General features: G+C 39.1%; 3 protein-coding genes. All 3 read right to left on the minus strand.

Annotated features, from left to right (window positions below):
• On the minus strand, window positions 1-1,356 hold a 1,356-nt coding region (locus PVV66_RS09255; RefSeq protein WP_404977275.1), incomplete at its 3' end, for a DUF6990 domain-containing protein.
• Between the two features lie 6 nt (window positions 1,357-1,362).
• A complete protein-coding gene (locus PVV66_RS09260; RefSeq protein WP_273719558.1) occupies window positions 1,363-1,716 on the minus strand; it encodes a hypothetical protein in 354 nt (117 codons plus the stop codon).
• A gap of 132 nt (window positions 1,717-1,848) precedes the next feature.
• Window positions 1,849-3,737, minus strand: a 1,889-nt coding sequence (locus tag PVV66_RS09265; protein ID WP_273760996.1) for a DUF637 domain-containing protein, incomplete at its 5' end; no start/stop codon positions are given.

The following is a 3,737-nucleotide window of genomic DNA, read 5'->3' on the forward strand; positions in this document are numbered from 1 at the left end:
TTCATCACTTTGAAGGTTATACATTATATTGATGATACGGTCTTTACTTATAAAATAAGCATTACGATTGTAGTTTTTATCACGATAAACTGTCCAACCCATTTCTTTTAATTGCTCTGCAACTTTCTTGAAAGTAATCAAAACTTGTGGATTAAGATGAGCTTCTGCTGCCTCTCGCTCATTAAGGATTTTCAAATGTTTTTCAGCAAATTCAACGGCATGGTTAACATATTTTTCTACGTCATTATCATCCAAATGTTCAGAAATCGTACCAGCTTCCAGAAAATTTTGATAAGATTTCAGGATATCAATTCGACCTGTTAACGCTAAACAAGCCAAATGCCAGATTATGTCTATATTGTAGCTATATTTTTGAACACGTGTTTTGCTTTCTATTGATGCTTGTAAATCTTGGGCACGTGCCCATTGTATTATTCGCTCAGAGATTTGTGTTAACTCTTGCTCATTCAATTCCTCTACACAAATATCAATCCCTTTATCAAAACCGCTAAAAATTCCCCCCCCAATCGTATTAAAAGACTGATAAATATCCGTAGGTCCTATCCAAATATATTCTCCCCTATAGTGAATATAACGACAAGCTATAGAAATCTCTTCGTTAGAGATCTCAGCTTCAAGACGGACATTGTAATTATCAAGGAGATGTATAAAACCAAAATCAAATTGAATAAAACGGTCTGGCAAAGAGCCCCACATTTTCCCAGGTTCCGTAGAAAACCACCCTTCTTTTTTAAGAATGCGACTTGCTGCGATGAGACTTATCGGGTGTTGTTTTGGCTTCTTGCACGTTAGAATATCGTCTAACTCCCCATTTTTATAAGCCTGTGCAAAAATAAGAAGGCGTTCATTCCACGTCATCATTTTATAATCAGAAAATTCTGATACGTTTAATTTGGGCGTAGACTTATAACTTCTTAAAGCTTCTATATCGCCGAGAAGAGCCTTTGCAACAAGAGAATGATTAGCAGCTTCTTCATGTAATTTTTGTTCAATATTTTGTGTTTTTGCCCAAGTGATAACTTTGTTTAAAGCAGATTCAATATGACATTCTGAAAGATCCGGTACTGTAACCCCGAAATCAACTATTTCTGGATAGAGTATATATCCATATCGCGACTTTTGTCCCCTAGAATATTCACAAGCAAGACTATAAGAATCAGTTGTGAGACTAGCTAATAACCAAAATTTCTCACCATCCTTTTCATGTTTCACACCATAGCTCAAATCCACAATGCGATCCGGAAGATAATAATAGGCAAATGTATCGCCTACTTCATCACGATAAAGCTCACAGCCAAGACTTTTTAATATTTCTGTTGCATCTTTAGTTTGCATAATTTTTCACTCTTCTCCAATCCCCGGATAACAGCTAACTGTATAAGGAATTATTCTATTCCACTTTTTGTTTATTTGATTTTCACTCCAATTGTCTCTAAACTCTTTCAGAAGCTCTGCATCTCCTTCAAATTTTTTCAAATCTTCTTGGTATTTATTAAGCTGTTCCTTATTTTCCCCTAGATACCGTTTCATAATTTTTCCGAAAGGTTTTGCTTCTCCTGTTTTATACGCCATTTTAAAATCTTTTTGACATTCTGTTAATTGAGAATTACCAGTTTTTATGTCAATAACTTTTAATACACCTTTCTCCACATAAATAATATCAGGGCGATGTATTTTTTTTAAAGCAAAGTTCATAAATTATTCTCCACAATTCAAAGCTTATTCCTGTTAATAATAATCTACTGCTGTAGATGATAGCTGGTCTCACAACTCCCAACTTAGCTTTCAAAGCCCTATTATATTTTTAGTTTTCCTCATCACTCACTTTCATTCAAAAAGTCCTGGATAACGAAAAAGCTTAAATTTGGTTTTCTCTAACTTATTACTTAATTGTTTTTTAATCCAGTTTTGATTAGCTTGTCTTAATTGATCTTGATTTCCTTCAAAATTTTTGAAATCTTTTTGATATTTCTCTAAAAACTCTTTGTTCTCTTTAAAAAATTTTATAAGTTCGCCTTTTGTAGATTCTGCATTTCCTTCCTTATGTGCCTCTTTCAAAATTTTTTGAAATTTACTTAACTCAGCATCCCCCGTTTTTACTTCACCAACGACTAGTTTACCATCCTCTATATAAACAATATCCGCACGAGACCTCACTGTGCCTTTATCCGTCTTAGTTTTGAATACCACTTCTTTCTCACATACTATACAGCCTTTATCCCTTAATTCTTGTTTTTTTTCATCCCGTTTTTTGTCATGATGCTTCCTGACTTGTGCAAGTATATTCCCCTGTCCATCATTATTGTTTTGTGGTTTTTTATTGTTTCCGTTTTTTTTCTTATTTTTACTTTCCTTCTGAGAATTTTTATTTTTTTCTTCTTTTGAGTTTTGATTTGTTTTTTCGCTGTCTCCTTCTGCACTCTTCGATGCAAACCAATAGGCAAGGAAATCAGCTATAGCGGTCCTATTGCCAGGAGACTGAATAATAGTTGCTCCACCAGCCATAAAAAGAGACAGAGCTGCCAACTCTTCTGGCGTAAGCGACACAATGAACGCTACAGCAGCTGCTACCGCAGGAAGAAAATTATTTTCGGCAGCATTACCTGCGGCATCGGCGCCGGCATCAACATTGCCACCAGCAAGGGCGGCAGCAAAGCCCCCCGCAGCACGCGCTACATCAATGGTATGCTCTCTAAAGTCAGCAAACTGCGCATCAATCTTTGCAGTGATGCGGGCTTGCTCTTCTGCGGTTGGGGTGCGACCATTAAGATCCCCCATTTCCTCTTTCACAATGCTTTGCATCCACAGTTTAAACTGGAGCATAGCTGTGGCTTCACCTACAGCACCCCCCACAGCGCCAGCTGTACAATCACCACTCGCTGTAGCGCCAACAATACAGCCAAGACCAGCATGGGCAACAATCTGTGTGACCGTATCTATTTTGCCTTCAGCCTTGGCGGTACCAATTTCTTCCGCTAATGTCTTGCCAATTGTTCCTGACAGCGCTGTACGTAGATTGTTAAAAAAGTTTTTGTCAAGTGAACCGCCTTCAAGAGCCGTTTGAACGCCCGTGCCAATGGCGGCTTTGATCAGGTTCTTTTCTGCCTCACGCGTGATACGATCGACCAAAGGGGCGGTTTTAGGTAAGGATTGACCAACACCAGCCATCTCTGTGAGTTGGCTGGTTAAACCTGCTGTCAACATCGCGGACACAATGCCCAAAACATTCTTCGATGAGCCTAGCTCATGCAATGTATCGGCAATGTTGCCGCGATTATTGACAAGAGCCACAGCACTTTTGTTGATCAGCGCCTGTATACCTGCTTGTATCGCTGCATTCATGGCTGTGCTAGAACCAACACCCAATGCACTGGCAATAGCACCGGCGGCACTGGAAGCTGTCCCTGCAGTAACAGCTGTTACAATCAAGGTGACTAAAGCGGCTCCTACTTCTGTGAGACCCTGCTTTTTATAATCCCAGTCTTTAAATTCAGCCTTAACTGCCTGCCAATCAACTTGCTTGGCTAATTCTGGATCATCACGCAGTTGCTTGATCCATGACAATTCTGGTGAACGGGCTAACTGCTCAAGGGATTGGTCAAAATCACCCGTTGTCTCATATTCAACAACAAAGCCATCACCTGCATCAAATTTCATGCCCCCACCAGCTTCCATGGTTACATAGTCGATACTTTCCTTCAGATAGCCTTTGTCGC

Source organism: Bartonella sp. AU16XJBT (assembly GCF_028618665.1).
Lineage (GTDB): Bacteria > Pseudomonadota > Alphaproteobacteria > Rhizobiales > Rhizobiaceae > Bartonella.